Raw genomic sequence first — 24,484 nt, forward strand, 5'->3', positions numbered from 1 at the left:
TGCACCATGCGCGTCCGACCCATCGCAATGCCGTTCGACGGCGAGCACGCCGTCGCAGTGGAACCCCAAATGGCGCCCGCCGTGGAAGCGGGGTGGCGCGCGCGTTCGAATCTATATACCGGACGAACCCTGACCCACACCACGCTCGCGAGCGATCAAGTCGCGCGCGAGGGGCGGCTCGCCATCGCCGGTCAATGGGTCACGCCCGGCGTCGTCGCGGGGCTCGACGTGCGTTTTTCGCTCGTCGCCGAGAATAAAATGGTCAACGGCACCGAGACCACCGTCATGGTCTCGTACGTCGAGGTGAGCCCGGGCCGAGGCCTCACCGCGAGGGGCGAGGACGTCGTCGTGCCCCGCAAGATGCGCGTGAAGTCGATCGACGTGATCCAGCGCAGTCAGGCGTTCTTCCAGCCGCCCACGTCCGATGGATGGCCCGCCGGGAGCTTTCATGCAGGGGTGCTCGTATTGCGGCCGGTCGTCTGGGAGCGCAAGGATCCGGTCCCCTTCGATCTGGACCCGGAGGATTACGCATTCGAGGATCTACGCATCGTCGAGGGCTGCGAGCTGCTCCTGCACCCGTGGCCGTGGGTGCCCGCCGCGTCGACGCGCAACAGGATCGCCTGGCAGGTCTTCGAGAAGGAGCGCGCGCTCATGCCGGGCGAGGTTTTGCCGTGGGAGATCGAAGGCGTGCCAATCGGGCTCGTCTCCTTGCTCCCCGGATCGGAGACCGGCCACCCTCTCTTTTTCGATCGGCACTCGGTGGTTCGTCGCGGCGGCGTCCCGCGGGCGCGCACCCGGCTCTTCGGCGGAGGAAGCGCGCGGCTCTGGCAGGCGCGCGTCGAGCAGTTCGGCGACGAGATCGCGTCGCTCGATCCCTCGAGATTCGATGACAAAACGGCCATTCACGATTTCCGGTGGCTGCCCCCCTTCGGTGTGTTGCCCAGGGCCGCGATAGACTTCATTCAGTTGAATAGCGAGGGCGCCCCGTGGTTTCTGCAATGGCAAAAGCAGTTCTTTTCCGGCAACTTCTACGTCGAGGTCGCTCCGGTGCCCATCGAGCAGCTCGACGGGATCCTCGCCGCGTGCGCGTCGCTGGCGCCTCTCGATACGAAGGAGGCTGCTCGCGTCCGCTTGCTCGTACCCGTGACCGAGCGTGATTACGAGCCAGGGCTGCTCCAGCCCGAGTTCGTGTCGCCAGCGTTCGGAGAGGCCATCGGAAATGGGCTCACCCGCCTCTCGGAGTGGCTGTGGCGCAGGGATTACGTGCGCGAGCGGCAGACGGTCCTGCTCGACTCGCTCGAGGGTAAAAAGACCGATCGGTTCCCATCGGTCGACGCGGGCGCCATTGCGGACGAGCCGGAGCCCTCGTATCCCGAAGCGTATCCCGAGAAGGCATACGGCACCGACGGCGACCTGATCCCCGCCCTCGAAGAGGCGCTCGCAGCGCGATGGCTCGACGGCACGTGGGAAGATCCTCGGACCCTCAAGGACAAGATCCACGACGTCGCCGACATCTCGCTCGCGCGCGCCGCAGACGGGGCGCTCGAGGGGCTCGTCGCCAGCGGTATCGGCGCGTATTGGATCCGCCGTGACTCCATAGGCTATCGAGTGGCGGCCTTGCCCTTCGGATCGAACGAAACGATGTCCCGCGCGGCCGCCGTGAATACGGGGGGCCCGCACGTGGATCTGTTTGGCATTGTTGCTTTCAATGGGCAGCAAGGCCAGCTCCGCCGCTGGCGCTGGTCGAGCACGCTCGGGCGATACGAGATGAGCACGGTCTACACCGGGTTCAATCCCACGGCCTCGCTCGCGGCCGTATCCCTCGGCAATGGGTACGCTGCCGTCTTCGTCGTGAGCGGCAACGATCTCCATTGTATCGTTCAGAGCCTGTCCAGCAACCTGAACGTGCTCGTCGCGTCGCGGCAGCTGCCCAGCTCGCAGGTGTTCACCGGCTCCGTCTCGGCGATCTTCCACGAGGGGAAAGCCTATGTCTTCGCGAGCGTCTACGATGGCACCACGAAGCTCACCTGGTATTCGGCAACCATCAGCACCGCCCCTCCATCCGTCGCGTGGTCGGCGCAGGCCGTGAACGCCGCCGTCGAGCCGATGTCGACGAAGAGCATCGGCCTCGTCGCCACGAATTCGTCGAGGATCGACGTCGTCGTGAACCAGGACGACAGGCCCATGATGCGCGGATGGCTCGAGAACAACATTTTTCAGGGTTTCGAGCAGGTGACCGAGGACAACATCATCGGCTCGTTCGCGGTCACGCAGCGGCGCGAGGGGTTCCTCGATCTCATTTATCACGACAGGTCGAACAGTAGGATCGTTCATCGGTTGCTCGGCGGGGCGAATTCGCGCGTGATCGCCGCGTGGGACCACAATGACGCGCTCGTCCTCGACGCCGTGCGCACGCCCGAAGGCGGGTTCGAGGTGATCGACGCCCTCCAGCCGCCGACCGGCGGTCCGTACTCCCTCCATCATTACGTGAAGAAAGCGGATGACGCGCGCCAGATGATCGCGCAGAAGGGCCTCCAGGGGCTCGTCGCGGAGATCGATCAGAAGAGGCAAAAGGTCGAGGATTTCATCGAGAGCGGGTTCCTCCGCGTCCAGAGCGAGGTCCAGCGCGCGAGGCAGCTCATGATCACGGGGACGACCGAGGCGAGCCGGCTCGCGGTGTCGCCGGTCCTCGGCGTCGCCATGGGGCAGAGCCCGGCCGCCACGCGATACGATCTTGAAGGTCTCTTCCGCCGCACGCGATCGCGCAGCGAGCGCCGAAAGCTCAGCCTGCCCGACGCGGTGGAGGCGCTCTCGGACGCGGCCAACACCAAGGCCGACATCCTCGGCAGCGTCGCGTGGCTCGTCCGCGAATACGATCTCGACACGACGAAGCTCGTCATCCGAGGCCTCGCGTACCTCGAGGGGGAGCAAGTGGTGTTGGCCCAGAAAAACGGCGAACCGACGAAGGTCGTCCTGCGCGAGGACATACCCCTCGAGCTCGTGTATTGGTCGAACAGCGTAGTCCAGTCGGTGATGACCCGGATCAAGGCCGAGGTGGAGCGCATCCCGACCACGCTCGTCCACAACATGCTTTCGTGGGCCGAAGGCGATTACTTCCGGGCTGCGGTGGAGCTCCACGAGCATTCGCTCGCGCTCCTGCGCGATCTCGAGCGGGTGGCGGGGGGGCTCGTCGACGTGGCCGAGTATTACGAGAAGGTCAAAGCGAAGATCGAGGAGTTCGTGAAGGAGGCCGGCGTGCGCCTCCAGGAAATCGAAGGCGAGGTGGCCGAGGCGCGGGTCGACATCACCGCCGCGCGCGCGCTGCTCGCCGAGGAAACGATTCGCGTCGACGGGGTCAATGCGCGGCGCCTGGACGTCTTGCAGAATCGAGTGCCGTATTTCGTGTACCACCGGCCCCGCGGCATCGACCCCGCGGCAGAGATGCCCGCGGTCGATCTCATCCCCGGATCACTCGGGGCCATCCTGCCCGCGGCCTTCGCGACGACGGTCGAGCCGCCGGACGATCTGCGCGAGCTTCTCGATCTCTTGCGCGACGCGCCGATCGGCTGGTTCACGCAGGGTCCGGTGATCCTGCGGGATTTGGACAAACTCGACATCCTCCGGCGCGCGCTGCTCATGGCGCGGGCGCGCGCGGGCGTGGCGCCCGAGCGGGTATTCGTCGCGGTGAGCCCCGCCGCCGTGAAGCTCACGGGGATGTGGAACGCGTGGTCAGGGGCGATCAAAAACAAACGCGTCGCGTCGGCGGGTTACGTCATTCGCCCGAAAGAGGAGCAGAGCCTGAGGGATCTGCGGCGCGCCGCGGAGGAGATCGTTTCGCTCGGCGATCTGGCCTCGGGAGAGCACGGCGGGCCTCGCGTGGCCCGGCGCGCGGCCGAGGAGCTCGAGCACATCGCACGCGTCGCGACGAGCGTTTATCTGCGCTTTGGCAAGGTGCCGGCGACCTTGCGGCTCGCGTGGTCGGAGGTCATGGGGCCCTACGATCCGGCCGTGGGCCTGCGGAGCCTCGCTGCATTGCCGCGATGGGACGAGGTCGACGTCGTCCTGCGGCTCCACTTGCAGGCGCTCGTCGATTGGCTCTTCTCGCGCGTGAATGCGGCCGAGCCCGAGGCGATGGGCCTGATGAACGACATCGTGCGCGCGGCGCTCCTGCTCGCGAGCCACGTGCCCGTGGATCGGCTCGTGTCGGGCCCGGTGGCGAAAGACGTGCTCGCGAAAGTCGGCGGGCTCTTCGAGGTGACCGTGGACGCGGAGCGGCTGCGCGCGGGGATGCACGCCATCGTCGCGGTCGAGTCGAATACGGTGCAAGGGGTCGTGGAGGATCTCGGCCCGAATGCGGCATTCGTGCGCGTCATTCGCGCGACCGCTTCGGCCGTGCAGATCCCGAAGGGCGCGACGGTCACGTTCTCCGAGCCGTCCTCGGGGGCGAACACGTGACGGTGGAGGCGCTGCGGCGTGTGGGGACCTTGCGCCTCCAGGCGAGGCGCGAGGAGCTCGTGCGCCGCGGCGCGCTTTTGTTCGAGGACGCGCTCCGGACGGCTTCATTACCGGGGGCAGGGCCGGGGCGGGTGCTCCTCTTGCGTTGGCTCGATATCGGCGTGATACGAGCCGACATGCCGCCCGCGAGCGTGGCGCTCGCGCTCGAGCAGCGGGTGCGCGCACTCGTGTCGTCGGCGGTACACGGCGAAGAGCCCGGTGCCGAGCGCGCGGAGGTGGTGTTTTTTCGCGACGAAATCGAGCCCTTCGTGGCGCTCGCGCGGCGCTTGGGCCGAGGCGGGCGCGCGGACGCGTGGTTTTGGCCGCACGCGGCACCGGGGTTCGTCCCGGGGATGGGTCGCGAAGAAGCGCTGCGATTTGCGCTGCGGGGCGTGATGGAGACCGGCGCGGGGCCACTCGCGGCGGCGGCGCTCGTCGAGGCACTTTTTTCGACGCGCGGGGCGCTCGAGCCGCTGCTCTTCGTTTTGCGATGGCAGGAGGGATCGGCGCTCGTACGGTCGCTCGGAGGGATGACGGCCGAGGCGCGTCCGTTCGTCCAGACAGACTCGATGAATGCGGCCGCGCCTTCGATACGCACGAAATCGTTTCGCGAGACCATCGCTCGGTTCGCCGCGAGCTGGGGGCCGAGCGACGCGCGATCGGTATGGCTCACGGCGATGTTTTTGTTGATCGAGGAGCCCGGTCGAATCGCGGATCCGCGCCTTGCAGAGCGCGCGGCGGCGGTCGCGACGGCGATCGTCGCGACGAACGGAGACCCGCAGGAGCGAGGGCAAACCACGACGAAGGACGAGGCCGTGGCAGAGTCGCCACTCGCAGCGCCGGCGCCCGCGGGCGAGGTTGTCGAAACGAACTCGGCGGGAGGGCGTGTCGAATTCAAAGGGAAACCCGCGCGAGACGCCGCCGAGGAGACGGACGGAGCGAGCGTGGGCGTCGCGGGCGAACCCCGCCCGGAAAAACCCCGCCCGGGCGGACCTCGTGAAGGGGGTGGGTTGTCCGAAGCTTCGCCGAGGGGCGTTTCCGACGAACCCGCCGCGGCCGCGCGGATCGCGGGCCTTTCGGGATTCGCGAAGGGAGCACTTGTCGGGAAAGTTTCACCCGACACGGCGGACGAAGAGCCCTGGGCGACGGGGGGCTGGGGCGACGGAATTCTGCGGCCTACGGTGGTCGGCGGCTTGTCTTTCTTGATTCCGGTGCTCGAGCAAATCGGAATTTCGGCGCGGCTCGAGGCCGATCCGCGCCTCTTCGACGTCGGGCTCGCGGCGCGCTTCTTCGTCAGTGTCGCTCGTCGTTTCGGCGCGCCTGCCGAAGATGCCGCGTTCCTCGCGCTCGGCGGCGATCGCGTGGACGCAAGCTTCGAAGATCCGGCGCTCGGGGAGGAGGTCGAGAGGCTCGTGCGCGAGCTCCTGCTCGAGGCGCGGAGGTTTTGCCGGAGAAACCTCCGGCTCGGGCTACGCGACTTGGTCTGCCGCCCGGGCCGCATCGGGTCGACGCGCACGCACATCGACGTCGTCTTCGATCTGGAAGCGGTCGACATCCGCGTGAGGCGAGCGGGGCTCGATCTGGATCCGGGATGGGTGCCTTGGCTCGGCCGGGTGGTGAGGTATCATTATCTGCACGGCGCAGACGCGTGAAGGGGAGCCCGGGAAGACATGCCACCCCAATTCGCACAGAGCCCGACGAAGACCGAAAAGAGCGCCGCGCCTTCTCCGCGCAGCAAGTCCGCCGAGCCTTCCGGCAAGGCCGGCCTGCCGGCGTATTTGGCCAAGCACGTCGAGGACCCCGCGAAGCAAAAGGAGCGCGAGCGGCTCGAGGAGCTCGACGCCGCCGTCACCTCGGCGGAGTGGAGGGCGTGCGCGGGTGATCTCATGGTCTGGGACGCGGATCCGCTGCCGCCCGGGCCGAGCCCGAAGGATTTTCGGAGCGCCGCGTATGATCTGAAATGGAAGGGCGCGGCCGGCGACGCCCCGCTCGCCGCCTTCCTCGAGGCATTGCCGCCGGAGCGTGCGCCCCACAAGGAGGCGCTCGCCGCGGCGACGAAGGATCACGCGGCCGACATCAAATACGTGACGACGCTCGATCAAGCCATCGCGCAGTTCACATCCGGCGGCTCCGCGGCGAATGTGTCGTCCGCGTTCCTCGGCGCCTATCTGCCGATCAGCCCCGACGGCAGGCGGAACATGCAGGCCGACCCCTCGCGGCTCACCGCGCTCCGCAGCTTCACGCCCAAAGCGACGCGGAGCGAGACGGCGGAGATCCGCGAGGCGGCGCGCGTCGCGATGCTGCAAAAGCTCGAGGCGCCAGTCACCTCGGCGATCGGCGCGCCGGAGAGCGAGAAAAAGGAGCGCGAGGAGATCGAGGCGGCGTACAAGGAGCTGCACAAGAAGATCGACGTCGCGCTCGGGAAAGCGCCGCCGTCGAAGAAGCGCGCGGAGCGGAAGCTCGAGGAGAAGCAGCTCGCCACGATCAAAGAGCTCGTCCAGGCCGCGAAGCCGAAGGTGCGTGATCGCCTCTATGCCGACGCGTCCCTGATGGCGAAGCTCAGGCAATACACGAGCGCCACGCAGATGGACGGCCTCGTCGCGGAGCTCGATCAGACGAGCGCCGTCATCAATCGGATGATGCAGGCCCGGATGGCCGCGGCGGGATCGCCCGACAAGGCCGTGATCGACGCGCTCGCGTCGTATTGCACCGAGCATTCGGGGGAGACGGGCCGGGCCGCGCGCGATCGGCTGATGCGCGATCAGCGCTTTCACGCGGCCTTGCGCCCGCCGATTTCGACGCCCGCCCGCCGGAGGGCGCTGCGCCTCGTCGAGAGCGGAATCGACGAGCCCACGCCGCTCGACGGCGTCCATGCGGCGGTCGCCGCGAGCAACTCCGTCGATCTCGGCGCGGCGCTCGCGAAGCTCCTTTCGGATCGCGAAACGCTCCTCGAGCTCCGGTTCGATCTCAAATTTCACCATGCAATGCTCTCGTTCCAGGGCACGGTCACGGTGGATGGCCTCACGGCTCGCCCGTACGACCTCTGCCTGCAGGCCTGGGGTTTGTCCGGGGTATTCAAGTTGCCCGGTTCCCCCGACGCGCAGGTGCAGGAGAACGTCAGCGACAACGCGGACCCGCCTTCGCAGAAGGAGCTCGACGAGCTCTACGAGACGGTGTTTTACCCGAAGATCGACGAGCTATACGCCCAGCTCGATACGTGGACGTACGTATCCGACAGCAACGTGCTCGGCATCCTGCACGGGTTTCAGGCCGACGTCGCGAAGGAGCCTCACGTCACGATCGTACGGCGCGGAAAGATCGCGCCGGGGCCGAAGTTCCTGGAGCTCTACGAGCAAAAGCACGGCGCAGGGCTGCGCGCGAAGATCAACGCGGGGATCGACGCGGGGGCGAACCTCGCCGAATGCGAGCGCGTGCTCGGGATCCGGCGCGACTCGGCGGCGACGGACGCCGCGCAAGGAAAGGATCTCGCCGGCCCCCGAAAAGCCGCCGGCCTCGAGCAGGCGCTGCGCGAGGTGCTCGCGGACGACAAGCCGGTCACGCTCTGGATCCACGAGTGCGCGCAGAAAATATACGACGAGGTCAACGAATTCTCGTACGCCGATAGCAGCGATATCGAAACCGCATTCAACGAGCTGAAATCGCACGTCACGGACGCGAAGCTCAAAGAGGTTGGTGACCTGACGGGCAAGGGGCCGCCCAATTTGTACGTGCTGCACGAGGCGGCCTATCAAGAGCTCGGCGGGTCGCTGAGCGTCGATATCACGAAGAGGACCACGCCAGAGGAGAGGGCAAGCGCGCTCGCCGCCGTCGGCATGAACCAGGAGGCCATCGACCAGCGCACATACGGCGACGACACGACCGCGCAGCGCCGCGGCATGCTCGAGGCAGCACGGAAAAAGGCCGCGGGCGAGCTCTTTTCATTGCTCGAGCGGGCCGCCCCGCACAACTTGCAGGCCATCGGGCAGAAATACGCGGAGGCGAGGGCGCCGAAGCCCGAGAACCTGCCCCCGAACAAGGAGGGGGACGCGGACCCCGACGCAGCGGCGGAGCTCGAGAAGTTTTACCGCGCGGAGTATGGCATCACGGTCGCGCATCATTTCGTGATGACCGCCGAGCGCGTCGCGAACAACCCTTACCTGTCGCAAGGAAAGAAAAAGGAGCAGCTCCTCACTGAAATGGGCGGACCCGTCGAGGGCGCGCCGATCGCGGTCGCCGCCGACGAACTCGCGATCAAGGACAGGTTCTCGGTCTCCCCGGAGTTCAGCGAGGAGACGGCGGAGCAGATCGCCTCGGAAATCCAGGCCGAGCTCAAGCAACCCTTCCCGCGAGCTCAGATCATCGGCGACAAACTCGCAGGGTACCTGCCCGAGGAGCAGCGCCTCATCCAGGCCCATTTCCGCAAGGTGAGCGGAGGGCTGGACATACGGTTCTTCGTGCAATCCCACCAGGCGAAGCGGATGCCGCAGGGCCAGGGAGGGCTGCAAGGCAGCCGCGCCGAGGTGGAGCGATTGCTCGAGCTGACCGAGAAGGGCAAGAGCTCGTTCGTGGTCAAGCTACGTATCTTCGCCGAGGCAGGCGACGTGGACGCGATTTTCCGCGCGATCGAGAGCGCCAAGCCGGAGGACAGGAGCGCGGCGCTCGCCGACGGGCGGACGATGGCGGCGCTGCGAGGCGCCGGCCGTGACGTCGAGTGGAATCGAATCTACAAGGGTTTGACGAATCAGGCCGACATCGTCGACATCATGGAGTCGCGCGCCCACGGCAAGGGCGGCATCTCGGGGCTCTTCAGCTTCACGCACGAAGAGGGGATGCGCAACGACATCCGCGCGTACATGCGCCGGCGAAAAGCCGCGCTCGTGAAGGAGGTCGACGCGGACGAGGCGTTCCAGAAGAGGTCGAAGGAAGAAAAAGGGGCGGAGATCATGCGGCGCATGCGCGAGGAGTGCGTGCGCACGTTCGCGGATCCGAACCTGCGAGCGATCATCGACGGGGAGCTCTCGGGCGCCGAGATGTCCGAGATCCAATCGATGGTCCTGCACGGCGGCGAGGCGGCGCCCGGCGATCTCGTGCTCACGGGGAGCGATTGGAGCGACGCAGACGGGGCCATTTTGCCGAAGCTCCGCACGCTGTCCGACGCGGATCGGGCGCGATTGCGCAAGGATCCCGAGTTTTTGACGAAGCTCGGGGACATGCTCGACGATCCGAGCGAGATGCGGCAGGCGATGAACATCCTCTATGGCACGACTGCCGAAAACCCGGCGGAGGGCGGAGAGGATCACCTGTCGGCGCTCGAGGCAAAGTCGCGCCCCTATCCGACGTATTACGCCGGCCAGGGGGGCAAACCCGCTGGGGGGACCTCGCCGGGCGCACGAGGAGCACCCCGCCGCGCGGACGCGCAGGAGATCCTCGATCACCTGGTGCAGCTGTCTCCGGAGCAACTCCGGGCCTTGCTCGCCGACGCGTCGCTCGTCGAGCAGGTGCGCAAGGCTTGCGGCCACGACGCTGCTCGGCTCGAGATGATCGAGCGGATCCTCGATTTCGACATCGAATCGACCGGCGCGCCGGACCCAATCGCGGGCGCGAACGACGCGATGGCGAAGGCCAAGGCGCGGCTGCGCGTGATCGAGCACCAAGCGAAAACGGGGCTCGCCGCGGCGTCGATGATGTCCTGGAATGCGACGCTCCGGCAAGCGCAGGCCGTTTACCGGACGGAATGCAAGATCGAGCAAAAGGATGAAAAGAAGCCGGCGGGCGAGCCGAAGAAGGAAGAAGCAAAGCCCGCCGCGCCCTCGACGAAGACGGACGGCAACAAAAAGGAGAAGACGTACGGGGACGACGATCTCTTCGCGAAGGTAGGCACGACGTCCAAGGCGGAGAATACCGCGGCGCGCGGTCGGGTATGGAAAGAAGTCAAAAACGAGGTGACGGAGAACCTCGCGAAATCGGGCAGCGGTACGCCGTCCGACGTGAACGCGGGCGACGTGATTGGCAGGGCGGTGCTCGGAGAAGAGGATCCCACCGACGCGTACTTCAAGGAGCAGCTGGGGATCGACGACGACGAGGAGGGAATGCTGGCCGCGGTGCGCGGGGCCTCGAACGAGCACTTGATCCACGAATGGACCTCGGTCACCCGCGCGAAGCCGCCGCCCGGCGGGAGCGCGGAAGATACGCTCCAGGCGAAATACGACGCGTGGGTCGCGGCGCGCAAGGGGGAGGAGACGGCCGAGAAAGAGGAGGCCGAGAAAAACAAACCCAAAGGGCCCGAGGCGAGCACGCCGCCGACGAGCGACGAGCTTCCAAAGCCGAACGATACGAGCGCAGCCGCCAAGGCGGCCGAAGGGCCCAAAGGCCCCGACGGGAATGCCGCGCCGCCGCCCGCCCCGGCCCAAAGCGTGCCCGGGGTCAACGAAAAGGCCGCGCCCGAGCCGGAGCCGGAAAAGCCACCGGAGCCCTACCACACGCGCACCCTCGTGGCGCGCGCGGTCTTCGCGGGTCACGTCATCGACGTCTCGAAGAGCTTCGACGATCTCGTCCTGAAACATACCGGCGGCGCCTTCGCGGACGACGCCGAATACACGGACGAGGACAGGAAAAAGCGGCGCGCTCGAGACAACAAAGAATACACCGACCTACGCAAGCTCGTGCGGGACCGCATCCCGGGGCTGCCGTCCGCGATCATCGCGTCGGCGATCGGCGCGCCGCACGAGGGCGCGAACCCCGCAGAGCAAAAGGCGGAGCTCGCGCTCATCCAGGGGCCGACGCGCGCCGCGACGACGCAGTTCGAGTTTTTCCAGGACGATTACAAGCTTCAGCGGACCCGCGACGGCACGAGCGATGCGGGCTTCGATCTCCAGGCGTCTTTCGGCGTGAGCGGCGGCTCCCTCGACATCGCGAACGAGGAATACCGGGCCGCGCTGCGCAAGGCGCGCGTCACGCAAAAAGAAAAAGGCGAGCTCTACGGCGACGTCACCGAGACGGAGGCCGAGGAGGAGATCGCGCCGGCCGCGGAGCGCGCCAAAGAGGCGCTGCAGGAGTTCCGGCAAGCGAAGGCGAAGGTCGCAAACATCGCCGCGACCGTGGTGAGCACGCTCGTGGCCGCGGTCGTGACGGTATTGACCGCGGGCGCGGCTGGCCCGCTCATGGTGGCGCTCGCGGGCGCGCTCGTCGGCGCGAGCTCGGCGGCGGCGGGCGCGCTCGTGCACGAGGCGATCGAGGGCAGCGATTACGAGCTCGGAAACGAGGGGCTCAAATCGATCGCGACGGACGCGGTGATGGGCGCGGTGACGGCGCTCGGCGGATACTGGGCGCGGAGCGCGATCGCGAGGATCGCCGAGACGCGCAAGATGGCAGGGGCCCTCTCGTCAATCCAGAAATCCATCAAGGAGATGCCGCCAGCGACGCGGTTCTTGATCGAAGCTGCGGAGCAGGGCGTTTACGGGGCCGCCGATACAGCGCTCAATGGACTCACAGGGAGCGCGGCGGCGCTCTTGAACCCGTTTGATCTGGTCAAACACGGGCTCAACGAGGGATGGCAGCGAAACCTGAAGGCGGCGAAGGAGCGTTTGGCCTCGGTGCCCGGCGAGGCCTGGCACGCGTTCGTCACGGGCGCGCTCCAGCATTCGCTCTCGCAGGGCGCAGGTAAGCTCGGGGAGAAGGCGCGGAAGAAGCTCAAGCTGCCGGAGAAGGCTCACCCGCCGCCGGCGCCCGTGCCCGCGGGCAAACCTGGCGACGTGAATCGGTTCGTCGCCGCAGCGTCGCCGAAAGGAAAGGCCGCGCGCGCGCAGGCGATCGCGATGATGCGCGGCAACGTGGAGCAGGCGCCGCTCCAGGCGCTCGTCGAGCTGATGACGAGCGAGGAGACCTACAGGAGCAGCGGGAACATCGGCGACAGGTACCTCGAGCACCTCGGCGGTGGTTTGTCGCAAGGGATCAAAGATACGTGGATGTTCCACCACCGCGAGCGGCTCCTCGCGACGCGGAGGGTGAAGCGCGCGGACGAATTGCTCACGAAGCGCGGCCTGAAGCCCGAAGAGGGCAAGGGCGATACGGGCAGTCCATATCGCACGAACCCGAAAGACGACGCGGGCGGCCCGAGGATGACCCCGGCCGAGCACGAATCGTACATGATGCACGCGCTGCGCGGCCAGCGCAACGCGGAGGCATTGCCAGGTCGCGCCGAGGACCTCGCGGTCGCAGATCCGGAGATCTGGCTGCGGCAGCACCGGGCCGACGTCGCCGAGCGTCACGAGAGCGTGATCGCGAGGGCGAGGGACTCGTACGATGAAGCACGCAAGGAGGGCCGGAAGGAGACGGTCGAGGAGCACCTCGACGCGCTCGCCGTTCAAGAATACCAGGCGCTCGTCCAGGCGAGGCACGGCGAGCCCGGCGTCTCGTTCGAGGATTTCGCCGACGCGATTCACGACTCCTACCGGCGGCAGAAGCAGGACCGCGGGGAAGAGCGGGTGCGCGACGCGGAGAAGAGGCTCGAAAATCATCCAGACCTGATGACGGACGCCGAGCGAGCGGCCTATCTCGAGCACGTCCGGCGCGATGAAGACCTCGACTTCGCGCATTGGAGCGGGAACGCCGCGGTGCCCAAGCCGGAGGCCTGGCTGGGCAAGCACCAGAAGGAGGTCATCGATCGCGTCGACAAGGCGATCGCCGAGGCGGACGCGCGCGCGAAGAAGGCCCGCGACGAGGGCCAAATCGAGCAGACGTCGCTCGAGCAAATGGCGCTCGAAGTTTACAGAGCGCTGGCCCGCGCAAATCACGGCGTGGCCGGGGTCGATCCAGCTTCGCTTCTGGCCTACATGAAGGCGCGTGGGGCGCGGCACGCGGGGCGCAACGAGCACGAGCGGAGGCTCGCGCACGGGCTCGCGCCGGGCTCCGTCGGGGCGCTCGTGAAAATGGGCGCGGACGCCCTCGTGGCCGCAGGGATCAAAGGAACCGTCGAGATTTACGTGACGGGCGCCGGGGCCGTGAAGCCGGGCAAACCACCGCCGATCCAGGAGCTCACGTTCGAGCACGGAGACACGCTCGAGGTCGTGATCGTGGTCAAGCCGGACCCCTCGGCGCCCAAACCCACGCCCGAGCAAATGGCGTTCGTCGCGCAGGCGATGAGCGCGGTCGAGGTCCAGGGGCGCAAGCACGTCGAGAAACCCAGTGACATTCGACCCGGCGACAGGTTCACGAAGATCGCCGTGAAGGCACGGGCCGTCGCGGAACCCGAGTTTTACGCGGAGACGACGAAGAAAGGCGCGCCGAACGAGCCGCTCGCGCTGGGCGAAAAGGGCGCGCCGCGGGCCCCCTTCCGGATCGATGGCGTATCGCCGCAATATCGGCCCCCGCCCGCGAGCGCGAAGGGCCATGGAGAGCTCACGCCGCGCGAGATTTATGACAAACACGGGCCTTTGCGCACGCCCGAGCAGGCCTTGAAGGCCATGAAGGAGGTCAAGAACTGGGCGGACCTCAAGGCGGCCTTCAAGAACGATCCGGCGAGCGCGCAGGCCATCGTCGACGCGCGAGAGATGTGGGTCGACGCGACCCTGAAGGCCCTCGGCAAAAAATACGGCGTCGAGCTGCGCGCCGTGGGGAGCACGACGCTCGTCTCCGATTACGATTTGCAGCTCTTCGCCAAGCACCTCGTCGCCGAGGGAAAGGCGGGCGCGGAGAAACACCACAACGTCGCCGAGATGGTGGCGGAGTTCAACAAGAAGGCGCGCGAGGTTTTTGGCGCCGAGTCGGGCACGACGCTCGACACGAACGTCTACGATTACGGCGAGGCGATGCACCTGGCGTCCGGGTACGCGCCCGATTTTCTCGGGAACGACACGCAGGTCCGCCACGAGAACGACCGGCTGCAGGACATCATGTCCCTCGCGAAGGTCCGCCGGTACATCGGGTCGGACGTGCAAGAGAAAGGGCTCTCTCGGCAGGAGGCGCAAAAACGAGCCGAGGAGGCGTGGAACGAATACACCAAAAAAGAGCTCGAGCTCGCGCCGCCGGAGATGCGGAGCGAGATCGCAGCCCGGATGCAGGAGGCACAGAAGCGGTTCCTGGACGCCGAAGCCAAAATCGACGCGCGCGCGGCGAAGATCGAGGCGGATGCGAAGGCGGACGGGTCGGAACACGCGGGGACGGCGGACGTCCGGCTGCGCGCGGCGAACGAGCTCTACGCCGAGGCGCTGGGCAAAGTCGACGCGTGGCGAAGGGAGCGCGACGCCGCGCTCGAAGCGCTGGCGAAGGACCCGAACAACGACGAGCTGCGCAGTTCCGTCGACGAGTTGACCCTTCGAATCCGCACGCAAATGGCCGTGGCGGCGCTCTACGCCAACGAGGTCTACAACAGCGAAGGCGCGGTTTTGCACGTCGTCGGGGGGCAGGCCGGAGAGGGCAAGACGCTCAGCGATGCCCACATGATCCAATCGATGCGCGAGCAGTTCGGCGACGCGCTGAAGGACCTCTCGCCCGACCATTACGGATCGGAGCCCGACCGCGCAGCGGTGCAGACATCGAAATACCTCGGCCGCTACCTCGAAAGCCTCCGCCACCTCGAGATCCCCAAGCTGCTCGACGGCGCGGCGGGCACGCTCGGGCCGGAGCGCGTCGCGGAGTTCAAGGCGATCATCGCTGCATTGGAGGCCATCCACGGACTCAAGTCGATGCGCTCCGATCCCACGACGTTCGACGAGGCCGCGATCGAGGCGGCGCTCCGCAAGCAGCCCATGAAAGAGCTCGTCGGTTCCGACGGGAAGCTCGACGTCGCGGCGCTGCGTCGCGTTTTGATCGACCTCACGCAGGCGGCGACGGCATTGGCGCGAGGAAAAGCCGCAGAGAAGGCTCCGCCGCCAGGCACGGAAAACGAGGGCGTGGGCGGCACGTACGGGAAGGACGTCTACGAGGGCAAGGGGAGCGTCAACAACGACAAGCTCACGGATTGGGCCAAGAAGACCGCGCAATCGGGGCGCGAGCTCGTGCACAAGAGCCAGATCGTCGATGCGCCGGACGGCCTGAAGCTCGCCGTGCCCCACCCAGACGATCCCTCGAAGACCATTCTCGTCGAGGTGACGCTCGAGGCGGTCGCCGTGCTGCCGCCCGGGCCTCACGAAGAGAATGGCGTCGACGAATCGGGCCCCGGACGCGTCATCGTGAAATACGAAGGCGGAAAGTGGACCGCGCACGTCCTCGTGCGACGCCGCCTCCACCCCAACCAGGAAGTCCCGCACGTGCTCGTGCACGAGCTGTCCGAGGTCGCCGACATCGTGTACAAGCACCCGGAGGCGTCCGAGGAGACCATTCGGAAGGAACAGCAAGCGAAGGTGTGGAAGAGAGGCAGCACGGAGACCGACATGACCGCGCACGATCGCGCGGCCGTCGAGGAGCTCGTGTCGCTGCACGATGGGATACCGAAGAAGGAGCGGAACATCGAGACGATCCGCGGCAGCCTGGATGCGAACGAGCAGCTCCTCGCCGCCGACCGCGTCGAGCTCGACAAGTTGAAAAAGACGGCAGGAGCCGACACCGCCAAGATCCAGGAGCTCGAAAATGAGATAAATAAGAGAGAGAAGGGCATCGTCTCGCAGAAAAATACTCTCAAAGAAAAAGAGGACGAGCTTCGTCCCCTGGTCGCTCGGCGTGGCCGGATGCTCGAGGCCATGGGGCTACGCGACCCGGCCGACCTGCCGAAGAAGCTCGAGCTCTTGCGAAAGGCGGGGGTGCCCGACGAACTCGTGGAGCGAATTCACGACGACCTGGCGCTGCCCGTCCAGCAGAGGGAGGCGGATGCCGCATACCGGCGTTACGAGGCGGGGCCGCGGCCGCAGGCAGGGACGGTCTTCTTGGATGCGCACGTCATGCAGCACCTGATGTACCCCAGGGACCTCCACAAGACCGAGGAATTGTGGACGGAGCGCGGGCTCTCGGGAGGACACGACGACAAACGGGTCAAAGAATGGCTCGCGCACCGGCCCGAGATCGAACTGGTCCATATCAAGAGCAAAACACTCCCGGACGGCACCGGCGTGCATCTGTACGAGCAATATCGCTGGAAGGGCCCGGGCGAGGTGCCGACGAAACCGGACGAGCGGCCGGGCGGTTCGATGTGCGACATGTCCAAATGGATGAAGGCCGACCAACCCAAGACGACCGCAGACGATCTGGCCGCCGTCCTGCGCCTCGGCGAGGATGCGCTGGTGGCATGGCATGCGAGCGTGAAGCCCAGAGACGACAACGATCGATTCGGGCGCGACAAGGACGGCAAAGGCACGGCTGCGACGAAAGACGGCGTCGAGCTCGGCGGGTACTACGAGGCGGTGCCCCCGAATGCGCCGGCGACGGCCTACCAGTTCATCCTGAACACCGTATACTTGGACGCACGATGGTTCTTAAAGACGACCTGACGCTGGACGTGGACGGCTTGCGGCTCCGCTTGAAGCAGACCGAGGCAGGGCCGCTGCTCGCCACGGACCATCCACGCGACGACCCGCGCTCGACGCTGGCGTACGTCGTGAACACTGCACTCACGGGAGGCTGGTCCGACCTCGAAGAATCGATCATGCAGCGCCGGGGCACGAACGTCCCCCAGGCGATGGGCGCCACGCCCGTGCGCCCCGAGGACGTCGCGTACGCGGACCGGTTGAACTGGCGCAACCTCGGCGGGAGGACGCTCGACGATACGGATGCATTCATCATCGGGACGACGTTCACCAGCGCCGACATGATCATGCCGGGCAAGACCCTTCTCCGGATCCTGCGCAAGCTCGGTGAGCTCCGAGGACAGCGGCCGCCGTCGGGAGAAGCCGAGCCCGAGGCGCCCCCCACCCCCACGGAGCCGCCGTTTTCCCTGCTCACGGGCAGCACGGCGATCGAGCTCGACGAGCGGGCCGCGGAGCTCGACATGGTGGCGCGCAAGACCCCGAAGACGCCCCGGGACGAGGGGACGGAGCTGGGCGGGCGGACGTGCTTGCTCATCGAAATGGATGCCGCGGGCCTGTTCGAGGAGGGCGGCGAAGAGGAAAAACGTCAATGGCTCGTCGAGGCTCGATTGACGGCGCTCCTCGGGTATTACGACGCCGGTGTGGCGCTCCTTCGCTACCTGCGGGATCCGGCGCGCAAGAGGTACATTCCGGACGCGCCCGAAGGCGAGGGGGTGCTCGACGCGTGGGTGTCGATCGATTGGTTTCGCCTGGGCATACCGACGCCGCCCTCGATGAAACCCGTGAATTGGCTCGGCTTCTGCGAGCGCACGTTGCGGGAGGCCGAACCCGATCCGAGCGAGGACGAGGGGGAGGTCTACACGACGATCGGGAGCGAGAGATACCATATCGAATGGCGCAGGGACGTCCGTAGGCCTGCCGTCCTCCGCGCTTCCGTGGTGGTGCGATCTTGACCGCGCCGGCGCGCCGCCGATCCTCGTCGTCACCTCCCGGTGACGTCCTCGAAGACGGGCGGCTCGCCGCCGAGGGCGTCGAGGTGGGCGCCTTCGAGCTTCGCGCGCCGGAACGTGACGGCGCGCATCGTGGCGTTCGTGAATCGAGCGCCGCGGAGGTTGGTCTCGAGGAACTCGACGCTCTCGAGCGTGGCGCCCGTGAAATCGGCTTCCGGAAGCGCGGCGAGAATGGGGGCGATCTGGCTCCACGAAGAGCCGCGGAACGAGGCGCCTCGACCGGCGATGCGCTGGAGCCCCGAGCCCACGATCTTCGTCCGCTCGAACGTCGCGGCGTCGACGAGCGCGTCGTCCATGTCGATGCGGAGGAGCTCGGAGCCCGTGAAATCGGCGCCCGTGAGGCGAGCCTTCGTGAAATTGGCGTAGCGGATGACGGTGCCCGTGCAGCGTACCCTTTCGAGGTTCGCGCCCGAGAGCCCCACATCATCGAGGTTCGCCCCCGAGAGATCGGCGTCCGAGAGCCTGGCCTTGCCGAGCTCCATCTCGTGCAGGTCGGCCCCGGCGAGGTTCGCGCCCGAGAGATCGACGAGGACGAAGTGCAGAATCTCGGGGCGGCGGCGATTGAATGCATCGATGTCGTCCCAGAGGAGGCGGAGGAGCTCGACGCGCTCGAGCTGGCCCGGATCGTCGTCGGCCGCCCGGAGGCCCGTGAGATCGGCGCCCTCGAGCCTCGACATCGTGAGCAACATGGCGCGCACGCGCGCGCCGGCGAGCCGCGCTCCCGTCAGATCCACCCCGGAAAGGCGAGCGGCCGCGAGATCGCGCCCCGCGAGATCCGCGCCCCGAAGATTGATGCGTACTCCGGGCGCGAGCTTTTCCCTCTGCGCGTTGAATTCGGCCACATCACGCAACAAGAGCTCGAGCCACGCGTCGCGATCGTTCGGAGAGAGCATGTACGCTCCTCTATCACCACCGCGGGCAGGCGCCCAGACGTGGAATGAATGGGCCTCGGAGATCTCCACATGTCCCCGTCGAACGTGACCTCCATCGAGCGAGCCGGCGAGCGCGCGGCCCGCTTCTCCCTCGCCGCCACGAGCATCGGCCTCGATGTGCGGCCGATCGTGCCCGCGCTCGTCGCGCTCGCGCCCGAGCTCGAGCGCTGCTTTGCCGTACGCGTCGCGTCCGGGCTCGCGTCGATCGCCCTCGTCACGCGCGGCGATCCGGCGGACGGGAGCGGGTTCGGCGAGCGGCTCGGCGATCTCTTCGCGGCGATCGGGGCCGGCGGTGATGTTTCGCCGCCCGCGACGAGCGGGCTCGAAGAGCACGGCGGACCCGTCGCGGTCACGATCGGGCTCGACGACGAGGGGGTTTCGCTCGCGATCGAAAAGAGGAGCACGCCGGGGGGATTCAGCCTCGCGACCGCGCTTGGCATGCTGCTCGGCGGTGGTTGCGCGGGTTTGTCCACGGGGGCCGCCTCTTCGCTGCTCGATCTCGGCGCCCATTGGAAGACGAGCGCCGACGCCGTGTCCGATGAAATGGATCCCCGGGGTCGCCATGGCCGGATGGCGTTCGTCCTGCGCGCCGATCGGCCGCTCGACGACGGCGCGAGGCGCGTCGAGGGCGTGATGCGCGCCCTCGGCGTCACCGAGCCGCAGCGGAGGTGGTTCGTCAAGACGTACGGCGCGCTCGCGGCGCCCGGAAGGGCCATTTCCGCGCGGCTCGTGGCGAGCCCGGAGGGGCTCTCGCGCGAGGTCGGCGTCGAGTACCGTGCGGTCCCGATCGAGGACGTGGTCAAGGTGTGGACGACGTTCGACCCTCTGCCCGCGCTCGGCACGCGCCTCGGCGCGATCGCCGGAGCGCTGAACGTCGAGCGCGCGGCCGCTTTCGAGGTTCATTTTCGTTCGACGGAGCCGCCCGGCCTCTCGGTCACGTTCGACATCGGCGCCGAGCCCTCGAGCCTCGCAAGCATCACGCCCTGACGAACTCCACGAGATCTGCGATGAGCAAATCCACCACCTCGGACCAGCTCCTCGTTTCCCAGCCGACGGCGACGACGACCTCGGGGTTGTCGCTCCGAACCTTCGCGCTCGCGGCCGTGGCGCGGACGACGCTCTCGGGCAACGTGAACGCGGGAGTCGAGGCCACGGTCTTGCGGAATCATCTCACGGCGGCCGTCGCGCCGACGGGCTCGTGGAGGACTTCGCTCGCCGCGTACCTCGAAGCACCGGCGCCGGCCGATCGACCGCTGCTCGATCTCTCGCGAGCGCTCGGTTCGTCGCTGGTCGAGGCGCTCACGATCGCGCTCGCTGCCGCGGTCGACGAGGATCCACTGGTGGGGCGGCTCGTCGCGCACGCGCTCGGGCGCGCGGACACGGCGAGGCCGACGCTCGGGCTCGTCGCAGAGGCGTTCGCCGAGGCGACGAGCGAGGGTGCGCGCGCGCTGGACATCATCCTCACGGGCGCGGCGCTCTCGAGTGGGCTGCTCGAGCTGCGCGACGAGGCCGCGCCGCTGCCGGAGCGGGCGCTCGTGGTGCCTTTGCCGCTCGTCCTCGCGTTCGCGGGGCGAGATCAGGTTTTTCCCGGAACGATGATCGGCCTCGGCCGGTTGTCCGCCGTCCCGCTGCACCCGTCGCTGCATGAGGAGGCGCGGTCACACGCGCGGGCGCTCGCGGCGGCAGGGCCGGCGCGGCGCGCGCTCGTCCTTCGCGCGTCGCCGGGCGCGGAGGGGCGCACGATCGCGACCGTGATCGCCGCGGAGCTCGGGGGCCGCGCGGCGTTCGTCGAGACGGACCGGACCGCGGGGCTCGGGCCGTGGCTCTTTTCGAGGCGGCTCTTGCCCGTGTTCTGCTTCGATCTCGCGCCCGGCGAGCGCAAGCAGATACCGGTGATCGCCCATTACGGAGGCCCAGTCCTCGTCCTCTGCGGGTCCGACGGCCATATCGACGGGCGCGAGCTCTCGCCGCTCGAATTCACGCCGGCGCGGCCCTCGCGGGCCGAGCGCGAGCCGCTCTGGAGGGATGCGATCGGCGGGGACGAGCTCGCGCAGAAGCTCGCGATCACGCACCGCCACCGGGCCGGGCGCATCGCCGAGATAGGCCGCATCGCCCGTCACCACGCGACGCTGTGCGGTCGGGAAAAACCACTCGAAGAGGACGTGCTCGCGGCAAGCCGGACGAGCGAAGGCGGCGGGCTCGGCGCGCTGGCGCAGCCGATCGCGGACTCCATCGGCGACGACGCGCTCGTGCTCGGGGAGGCATTACGCACGGAGCTGCGCGTCCTCTTGCTTCGATGCCGCAGCCGCGACGAGCTCGCCGAGGGGCTCGGTCCTTCGGCGCGCGCGCGTTATCAGGCGGGCCTGCGGGCGCTCTTCATCGGGCCGTCCGGCACGGGAAAGACGCTGGCGGCGGCCTGGATCGCCACGCAACTCGCGTTGCCGCTGTTCCGCGTCGATCTCGCGTCCGTCACGAGCAAATACATCGGCGAGACCGAGAAAAACCTCGCGCAGCTCTTCGCGCGCGCGGAGGAGACGGAGGTGGTGTTGCTGTTCGACGAGGCCGACGCGCTCTTCGGCAAGCGCACCGACGTCCGCGACGCGAACGACAGGTTCGCCAATGCGCAGACGAATTACCTCCTGCAGCGCATCGAGTCGTTCGACGGGATCGCCATCCTCACGAGCAATGCGAAGAGCCGGCTCGACGCGGCGTTCGCGCGCCGGCTCGACGCGATCATCGAGTTCCCGCTGCCGGGGCCGGAGGAGCGGCGCGCGCTCTGGCTCGCGCACCTCGGCGGGGCGCACCGGATCGCGCCGCGGGACCTGAATCGCCTGGCGGCCGCGGTGGATCTATCGGGCGGGCACATCCGCAACGTGGTGCTGACGGCGGCCGTGCTGGCGCGCGAGGAGAAAAGGCCCATCGAGATGGCGGATGTCGTTTGCGGCCTCGCGGGCGAATATCGCAAGCTCGGCCGCTCCGTGCCGGCGGAGTTCCGGTAGGTCACAGCGGGCGCGGCCCGGCGCGCCTCCCGCGACGAACGACCGAGGCGTCACCGGCACACGAACGGAATCGGATCCCCGGTCGCGTTGCACTCCAGATCCGCGTTGCACCCCGTGGGCTTGCACAGGCCGTTCGTGCAGACGAAGTTGTCTTCGTCGCGCGTCGGCGGCGCGCCCAGGGTCACGCAATCGGCTGCGACGCTGCACTTGCGTACGCAAATCTTCAAGAGGTGGTCGGCGAACTTCGCGCACACCAGGTCGGGCTCGCCGAGGGCATTGATGCATTCTTGGTCGGAGCCACAACCCACGTCCCGGCACATCCCATCGATGCAGGCGAAGTTGTCGGCGTCCTTGGTCGCAGGGGCGCCCGGATGGAAACAATCGTTCACCGAGGTGCACGGCGTGTAGCAGCGGTTGCCGGGGAACGGGTCCGGGCTCGGCGCGCACACCGACGTGAGGGTCAAGGTCACGTCTCGCGCTCGAGAGGTTCACGATGAGCGTGAGACGTAGAAAGTGGCGCGATCCGGAGACGGGCGTGACCAAGGAATGCTGGATGATCGACGTGATGGTGGAGCACAAGGACGGCCGGCGGGAGCGGGGGCGGAGGGTCGCCCCGGTCCAGAACAAGCAGGCCGCCGAGCAGTACGAGCGCGACCTGCGCGCCGAGCTGCTCATGGGCTCCTCCAAGGTCGAGAAGGAGGGGGTGGAGGAGGCCCCGCGGTTCGAGGCATTCGCCGGGGAGTTCCTCGCGACGTACGCGAAAACAACAATAAGCCGAGCGAGGTGCGGTCGAAGGATGCAATCCTCCGGGTGCATCTCGTGCCTGCATTCGGCAAGCTGCGCCTCGATGCAATCGGACCGAAGGAGGTCGAGACCTACAAGGCCCGAAAGCTCAGGGAGGGATTGTCACCGAAATCGGTGAACAACCACCTCACAGTTCTGCGTCGGCTGCTCGCGCTGGCCGTGGAATGGGGGAAGCTCCGGACGGTGCCAGTCATTCGTTGGCTTCGCGTTCCGGAACAGCCTTTCGATTTCCTGAGGTTCGAGGAGGCCGCCAGGCTCGTCAGCGCAGCGGACTTGTCGTTATGGCACACGATGATCGTCGTGGGCCTGCAGCAGGGCGAGCTCCTCGCGCTTCGGTGGGAGGACGTCGACCTTGCGGCCGGGCGGCTGCTCGTTCGCCGCTCCGTCGTCGATGGCATCGTCGGAACTCCGAAGAACGGAAAGGGCAGGGAAGTGCCGCTCGGGGAGGAGGTGCTCCGCATCCTCAAGGCATTCCGCCACCTCCGCGGACCGCTCGTCTTCTGCGCAGAGGATGGCCGCATGCTGAAGAAGGGCGAGTGCAAGCACCCGCTCTGGCGAGCGTGCCGTCGCGCCGACCTACGTCGGATCGGCTGGCACGTGCTCCGTCACACCTTCGCGAGCCACCTCGCCATGAAGGGGGTCGCCCTCAAGGCGATCCAGGAGCTCCTCGGCCACGCGACGATCGAGATGACGATGCGCTACGCGCACCTGTCCCCGGACGTCCGCCGTGGTGCCGTCAAGCTCCTCGACGGTCCCCCGACGCCCGACGAGGGCGCCGTGCAAGCTCACGGCACATACACGGCACATGAGCGGAGGCTGAAGCAAAAATAGCGAGGTTTCCCGAAGAAATTGAGTGGAGGCGCCGGGAATCGAACCCGGGTCCGCAAGGCCTACAGTTCACCTTCGTTCACGTGCGTAGTCGCCGTATCCCCTGCGACTGGGTCCGCGGATTCGGCCGCGACCTATCCCTCGCTGTTCTCGACCACGCTATCGAGGGCACCCTCGCGCGGTCCAGCCCTCGTGGTTGACACCCTTCGGATACCAGGACGATCTCTCCGTCGGGCGGCTATCGTCGGTTCTTAGGCCGCGAGAGCGTATGCGTTGTCGTTCGCACGTATAACGTCCCGCTTGATAGGCGGTGCAGGAGCCGCCAGCACGCAGATGAACCTTCGGTCCCCACGTCGAAGCCGATCGCCCCCTCGTGGTGACCTCGGACCTTCGAGAGGTCCGAGCCACGAAAGCATAGGACACCACCCTTTGACGTCAACCCCTCCGTTGGGCGCCCTAGGGGTTTCGCTCGGGCGAGCTCGGCTCGCGCCCCGACCCCGGCCTCCTTTTGCGAGGCTTCCGTCGTGTTTGGGGCTCGCGACCGGGGCCGTCAACGTCTTCGTCGGTTCGGCGCGCCCCTCGACGACCTTTCGGGGCTCGACTAGACGGAGAGGGGCCCCCAGGGTGGCGCCGGACGGGCGCACTTGGCCGGGTCAGGGCTCTTCCCAGCGAGGTCGACATGTCGAGGATGGTGCAGTGCGTGAAGCTCGGTCAGGAGGCGGAAGGGCTGGAGAAGCCGCCCTTCAAGGGGGCCCTTGGCCAGCGCGTGTTCGATAACGTCTCCAAGCAGGCGTGGAGGATGTGGCTCGAGCACTCGAAGATGCTCATCAACGAGTTTCGCCTCGACCTCATGAGTGAGCACGGTCAGCGCATCTGGATGACCGAGTGCGAGAAGTACTTCTTCGGCGAGGGCGCCGCGCTCCCGCCCGACTTCAAGCCCGAAGAGAGCAAGTAGCCGCACG

At 67.5% G+C, this 24,484-nt stretch carries 10 protein-coding genes and 1 other RNA gene; 8 read left to right on the forward strand and 3 right to left on the reverse strand.

The window, feature by feature from the left end; genetic code table 11:
- Window positions 1-6: 6 nt before the first annotated feature.
- Genes KEG38_RS17225 through KEG38_RS17240 form a run of 4 tightly spaced genes read left to right on the forward strand, consistent with a single transcriptional unit; the run spans window position 7 to window position 17,902 of the window.
- Window positions 7-4,455: a hypothetical protein gene (locus KEG38_RS17225; protein ID WP_272420688.1), complete on the forward strand. Its 4,449-nt coding sequence runs from the start codon at window positions 7-9 to the stop codon at window positions 4,453-4,455.
- On the forward strand, window positions 4,452-6,146 hold the full coding sequence (locus tag KEG38_RS17230) for a hypothetical protein (protein WP_272420690.1): 1,695 nt from the start codon (window positions 4,452-4,454) through the stop codon (window positions 6,144-6,146). Before KEG38_RS17225 ends, KEG38_RS17230 begins: the two co-directional genes overlap by 4 nt.
- Before the next feature lie 18 nt (window positions 6,147-6,164).
- The gene (locus tag KEG38_RS17235) at window positions 6,165-16,913 is read left to right on the forward strand and encodes a hypothetical protein (protein WP_272420692.1); all 10,749 of its coding nucleotides are present in this window, start codon (window positions 6,165-6,167) and stop codon (window positions 16,911-16,913) included.
- Window positions 16,892-17,902 (forward strand): hypothetical protein, encoded by a 1,011-nt coding sequence (locus KEG38_RS17240; RefSeq protein WP_272420694.1) that lies wholly within the window; start codon window positions 16,892-16,894, stop codon window positions 17,900-17,902. The genes KEG38_RS17235 and KEG38_RS17240 overlap by 22 nt, the downstream gene beginning before the upstream one ends.
- Before the next feature lie 29 nt (window positions 17,903-17,931).
- Here the strand turns inward: KEG38_RS17240 and KEG38_RS17245 are convergent, their stop codons facing one another.
- Window positions 17,932-18,852 (reverse strand): pentapeptide repeat-containing protein, encoded by a 921-nt coding sequence (locus KEG38_RS17245; RefSeq protein WP_272420697.1) that lies wholly within the window; start codon window positions 18,850-18,852, stop codon window positions 17,932-17,934.
- A gap of 69 nt (window positions 18,853-18,921) precedes the next feature.
- Between KEG38_RS17245 and KEG38_RS17250 the strand changes: the two genes are divergently transcribed.
- Window positions 18,922-19,878, forward strand: coding sequence for a hypothetical protein (locus tag KEG38_RS17250; protein WP_272420698.1), 957 nt, complete (start codon window positions 18,922-18,924; stop codon window positions 19,876-19,878).
- A gap of 20 nt (window positions 19,879-19,898) precedes the next feature.
- A complete protein-coding gene (locus KEG38_RS17255) occupies window positions 19,899-21,890 on the forward strand; it encodes an ATP-binding protein (protein ID WP_272420700.1) in 1,992 nt (663 codons plus the stop codon).
- Between the two features lie 50 nt (window positions 21,891-21,940).
- On the opposite strand, the gene KEG38_RS17260 is transcribed toward KEG38_RS17255, so the two are convergent.
- Window positions 21,941-22,354 (reverse strand): DUF7478 domain-containing protein, encoded by a 414-nt coding sequence (locus KEG38_RS17260; RefSeq protein ID WP_272420702.1) that lies wholly within the window; start codon window positions 22,352-22,354, stop codon window positions 21,941-21,943.
- Window positions 22,355-22,700: 346 nt separating this feature from the next.
- Here KEG38_RS17260 and KEG38_RS17265 point away from each other — a divergent pair, with 346 nt between their 5' ends.
- Window positions 22,701-23,525, forward strand: coding sequence for a tyrosine-type recombinase/integrase (locus KEG38_RS17265; RefSeq protein WP_308216884.1), 825 nt, complete (start codon window positions 22,701-22,703; stop codon window positions 23,523-23,525).
- Window positions 23,526-23,545: 20 nt separating this feature from the next.
- On the opposite strand, the gene ssrA is transcribed toward KEG38_RS17265, so the two are convergent.
- Window positions 23,546-23,893, reverse strand: a transfer-messenger RNA (tmRNA) gene (gene ssrA, locus KEG38_RS17270).
- A 308-nt stretch (window positions 23,894-24,201) separates the two neighbouring features.
- Here ssrA and KEG38_RS17275 point away from each other — a divergent pair.
- Window positions 24,202-24,477: an oxidative damage protection protein gene (locus KEG38_RS17275; protein WP_272420704.1), complete on the forward strand. Its 276-nt coding sequence runs from the start codon at window positions 24,202-24,204 to the stop codon at window positions 24,475-24,477.
- Window positions 24,478-24,484 lie beyond the last annotated feature (7 nt).

The sequence above is a fragment of the Polyangium jinanense genome (assembly GCF_028435265.1).
GTDB classification, from domain to species: domain Bacteria; phylum Myxococcota_A; class Polyangia; order Polyangiales; family Polyangiaceae; genus Polyangium; species Polyangium jinanense.